Below are 4,602 nucleotides of genomic sequence, written 5' to 3' on the forward strand. Positions count from 1 at the left end.
GCGGAGCGGGGTCGCGCCCCGTCCGCCGGCCCGCCGGTGTCGTCGTGGCCGGTCCAGCCGCCGGCCATCCCGGCCCCCACCTCGTCGATCGCGTCGTCGATCTGGCGGGCGAGGTCCACGTCCAACGCGGTCACCCCGTTGGCCTGGTTGGTCCGTACGGTCAACACGGCGGCGGTGTCACCCGGCCGTCCGATGCTCGGGCCGCGGCCGGTGTCCCGGCGCAGCCGGTCGAGCCGGGCGAGCACCCGGTCCAGGTTGTCCAGTGGCAGCGCGACCACCCGGTAGAGGCCCTGGCTGTCGCCGGCCCAGTACGGCAGGTCGTCCAGCGCCGCGCTGATCTCGTCCGGGCTCAGCGTGGGTGTGGTGGTGGCGGCGCCGACCAGGCCACCACCGGCCTCCGCTGGGTTCAGCAGGTCACGCAACCCGTCGGGTACGTGCAACGACTCGACCAGGTCGCCGTCCTGCTCGGCGAGCGCGGCGATCGTCGCCTCCGCCTGGTATCGGGCCTGCTCCGGGGTGTTGCCGCTGATCCGGCCCACCTCGGCCAGGAAGCCGGCCAGGTCCTGGTGCCGTTCGACGCCGTCGACCGGCAGCACGTCGTGCAACGACGCCGGCACCGCCGCGAGCAGCCGCTGCCGTTCGGCGGCCTCCAGGGCGAACGCGAGGACCAGCACGGTGGCCTCGGTGCCCACCTTGGCCGTCTTGAAGTCCACCCCGGCCCGGCGCCGGACCCCGTCGACCAGGTCGTGGTAGCCCACGCCGCGCACACCGGCCGCGCCGCTCGGCGGGGATGGCTGTGGTCGCGGATTGTCCGCGGTGCCGACCGGCGGCGGTGCCGGCCCGCCCCGCGTACTGTCCGGCTTGCGGGCTCCGGCCGCCGGTGGGCCGGCCCGCTTGCCCTGGTCGAGGCTGGTGATCTGCTTGGTCGCGCTCAGGCTGGCGCCGACCTCGCTGGGCTGGCGATTCTGCTCGCGGGCCTGCCGGGCCAGCGCCCGACGCCGCTGGTTGTCACCCTCCATCTGCTTGCGCATGGTGGCATCCCTTCCGCTCGGGATCGTGGCTGTGCCCGTCGCGTTCCCGCCGTCGTCGAGCACGAAACAGACGCGGCCGGCCGGGTCGGCCCGGCGTCCGCGAGGCTTCATCCGGCCGGGGTGAGGGGTGCTCACCCGTGCCGCCCGCACCATCGGGTCAGGACCGCTGTTCTTCCGAGGTACGCGGAAGGAAGGTCGTCATGAAGCAGATCGTCGAGATCGTCCCCGCCCGAGCCGGTTGGTACGCGCGCTGGCAGCTCACCCCCGAGGTCACCAGGTGTTACCCGGTGAGCCTGTGGGCGCTGCTGGAGGAGGCCGACGGAACCGGCCGCGAGGTGGTGGGCATGGACTGCGTCGGCCAGTGGCCGGGCGCGGACGACAACGAGGCGGGTGGGCAGTTCGTCCGCTACCTGTACCAGACGCCCGATTCGGGGGAACCCGAGGACATCGACTCGACGCCGACCGGCGAGCTGCGTGAGAGCGGGCCCCGACTTCAGCCGACGACGGCACCCTAGACATTCCTCCGGGCCCCGACCCCAGGTCCCAGGGTCGGGGGCCACCCCGTTCACCGGGGTGGCCGGTGGCTGCCGGGCTCCGGCCCGGCCCGACGGGATCAGCCGATGGCGCGCAGGTCGTCGCCGGCGTGCCGCTCGGTCAGCAACTCGGTCAGCCCGGTGCGGTCGAGCATCCGCTGAAGCGGCGGGTTGACCCCGGTCAGCCGGACCGCCCCGGCGACGCGGTGCACCACCAGCAGCGCACTGAGCCCGGAGGAGTCACAGAGGCTCACTCCGGCCAGGTCGATCAGCACCTCGCCGTCGCCGGGCAGGTCGGCCGCGGCGGCGATCAACTCGGGCGCGGTGTCGTAGGCCAGCTCACCGGTCAGCCGAAGTCGGACGTGTCCGGCGTCGAGCCGACTCGCCTCGATGGTCAACAACTGGCTCGGACATCCCACCATGCTCCCAGTTGTGCGGCATAACGCAAAGTGGAGGGCGACGACGCGCGGGACGAGTGGTCGCCCGCTGGTGGTGCTGCCGGTGGCTTCGGTGAGATGCCGCTGCCCGGGTACCGGCGTAGGGTGGGCTGGAGAGTTTTGACCACAGACGCCGGTTCCGCAGCGGAATCGGGTGGATGACAAGGAGTGAGGCTCAGCTGGTGACTGCTTCCGACGTCAGGGACACCGACCCGGGCGACGGACGGATCTCCACGCCGAGCACGACACGGCCTGCGGCGTGGTCCGTCGGCGCTCCGCCCCGCCCCACCGCCGCTCTGCCGCCACTGGCGGCCGACCGGGGTTCGTCCGCACCCGACTGGTTCGAGGTCGTCGAACACTTCCGCGAGGGTCTGGTGGTCTGCGACGCCGATGGCGTGGTGCGGCACGTCAGTCCGGTGGCCGAGCGGCTGCTGCCCAAGGTGACGCCCGGCGAGCTGCTCAGCGTGTCCGGGGTGCCGGGCCTCGGCGCGGGCGACGCCGGCGGCTTCACCCATCGCGGGCGGCGGCTCACCGCACGCCAGGTGCCGCTCTCCGGTGGCCGTTGCTGCTGGTATGTCGAGGACGTCACCGAAAACGTCAGCCGCGCCGACGCGCTGCTCGCCGAACGGGCACGCTCGGCGTTCCTGGCCGTGGTGGGCGACAAACTCGGTAACCCCCTGCACCCCGACCGGGCCGCCGCCGCGGTCGTCCGGCTCGCCGTGCCGACCCTGGCCGAGGTCGCCGTGCTGGTGCTCGCCCCGCGTGCCGGTCGGGTCCGCTGGTGGCGGGCCGCCCGAGCTGACGACGAGAACCCGACGGTGGACAGCGGTGTGCTGACCGGCGGCGAGTTGCCGGCTGCCATGACCGACGGGCTCACCGGCGTCGAGCCGCACACCGGGGACTGGCTGGTCGAGCAGGCGGTCGACGCCGGTTGGCTGCCCGCATTCACCGGCGCCGACAGCGTCGCCCGGGTCGTGCCACTGCCCGGCCGGGACGCGCCGGTCGGTGTGCTGCTGGTGGCCCGCCGGGCCACCCGCTGGTACGACGAGGCCGACGTGGACCTGGTCCGGGCGTTCGCCGCGCGGGCCGGCGCGGCGTTGACCACCGCCCTGCTCTACCGCGACCAGGCGGAGGTGGCCGACACTCTCCAGGCCAGCCTGCTGCCGGTCGAGCCGGTCGAGGCGGTCGGTGTGCAGTGGGGTACGGCCTACCGGCCCGCACAGGCGGGGCTGCGCATCGGCGGTGACTTCTACGGTTCGCACCGGCTTCCCGACGGAGGCTCGGTGTTCTTCCTCGGCGACGTGTCGGGCAAGGGAGTCGAGGCGGCCGTCTTCACCGGTCAGCTACGCCAGTGCCTCCAGGCGCTGCACCGGTTGGAGTCGCACCCCGCGCGCCTGCTGCGACTGCTCAACGACGCGCTGCTGGAGACGACCCAGGCGCACGGCCAGGGCCGCTTCGCCACGATCGTGCTCGGCGTGGCCCGCCCAGAGCGCGACGGTGGCCTCACCCTCACCATGGCCGGCGGCGGGCACCTGCCACCGCTGGTGCTGCGCGCCTCCGGCGAGGTGGAGACGGTGCCGCTGCGCGGCATGCTGATCGGGGTGGTGCCTGACCCGCGGGTCGGTGAGGTGACCGTGCGGCTCGCCCCGGGTGAGACCTGCCTGCTCTACAGCGATGGGGTGACCGAGGCCCGTGGTGGCCGCCGCGGCGCCGAGCAGTTCGGGGCCGAGCGGCTGGTCAGCGCGGTGACCGGCTGCCAGCGGATGCCCGCGCCAGCCCTCGCCGAACGGGTCGAGCAGGTCACCTGCGACTGGTTGGCGCAGGGCGACCACGACGACATCGCGGTGCTGGCGCTGCGGGCGACCAGTCCGGGCGGGCGCGGAGCGCGGCACCTGCACGCGGTGCCCGCACCAGCCGTCATCGACCGAGCAGAGGAGGCTGACGCGTGACCGCCGCCATGGCCGCCGCCGATCCGACCCACGCGTACTCCGGCTATCTGGACTGTCTCGCCGACGCCGACGAGTACGCCGCGGCCGAGCTGGCGATCGGCCTGCTCGACGCGGGCGTCCCGGCGGAGCGGGTGCTGCTCGACCTGGTCGCGCCCGCCCAGGCCGAGGTGGGCGAGCGGTGGGCACGCAACGAGTGGAGCGTCGCCCAGGAGCACGCGGCCACCCACATCAGCGAGCAGGTGGTGGCGGCGGTGGCCGCGCACGCCAGACCGCGGCCGACCGGCGGGCGGGTCGTGGTCGCCTGCATGGACGGTGAGTGGCACGCGCTGCCGCCCCGGCTGGTGGCCGAGGTGCTGCGGTTACGCGGGTGGCAGGTGACCTTCCTGGGTGCCAGTGTGCCGGCGGCGCATCTCGTGTCGTACCTGCACCGCTACGACGCGCACGCGGTCGCGTTGGCCTGCGCGCTGCCGATGCGACTGCCGCACGCCCACCGGATGATCGAGGCCTGCCGACGCTCGGACGTGCCGGTGGTGGTCGGCGGGCGTGGTTTCGGCGCGGATGGCCGCTGGGCGCGTCGGCTGGGCGTGGCCTGGGCGCCTGACGCACCCGCGGCGGCCGAGCTGGTCGCCGACGAGCGGGCGCTGCGCGGAGT

5 protein-coding genes are annotated in these 4,602 nt (G+C 74.1%); 3 read left to right on the top strand and 2 right to left on the bottom strand.

Annotated features, from left to right (window positions below):
* Positions 1 to 1,031 (bottom strand): DUF2267 domain-containing protein (locus JM949_RS33780; RefSeq protein ID WP_203152093.1); only part of this gene is annotated, 1,031 nt, incomplete at its 3' end.
* A 200-nt stretch (positions 1,032 to 1,231) separates the two neighbouring features.
* On the opposite strand from JM949_RS33780, the gene JM949_RS33785 reads away from it, so the two are divergent.
* A complete protein-coding gene (locus JM949_RS33785) occupies positions 1,232 to 1,546 on the top strand; it encodes a hypothetical protein (RefSeq protein ID WP_203152094.1) in 315 nt (104 codons plus the stop codon).
* Between the two features lie 98 nt (positions 1,547 to 1,644).
* Here JM949_RS33785 and JM949_RS33790 read toward each other — a convergent pair whose 3' ends face one another.
* A complete protein-coding gene (locus tag JM949_RS33790; RefSeq protein WP_203152095.1) occupies positions 1,645 to 1,986 on the bottom strand; it encodes an STAS domain-containing protein in 342 nt (113 codons plus the stop codon).
* Between the two features lie 197 nt (positions 1,987 to 2,183).
* On the opposite strand from JM949_RS33790, the gene JM949_RS33795 reads away from it, so the two are divergent.
* Positions 2,184 to 3,950, top strand: coding sequence for a PP2C family protein-serine/threonine phosphatase (locus tag JM949_RS33795; RefSeq protein ID WP_203152096.1), 1,767 nt, complete (start codon positions 2,184 to 2,186; stop codon positions 3,948 to 3,950).
* A partial coding sequence (locus JM949_RS33800) for a cobalamin B12-binding domain-containing protein (RefSeq protein ID WP_407664872.1) occupies positions 3,947 to 4,602 on the top strand: 656 nt, incomplete at its 3' end. The genes JM949_RS33795 and JM949_RS33800, both read left to right, overlap by 4 nt.

It is taken from the genome of Micromonospora tarensis (genome assembly GCF_016803395.1).
In the GTDB taxonomy this organism is placed as follows: domain Bacteria; phylum Actinomycetota; class Actinomycetes; order Mycobacteriales; family Micromonosporaceae; genus Micromonospora; species Micromonospora tarensis.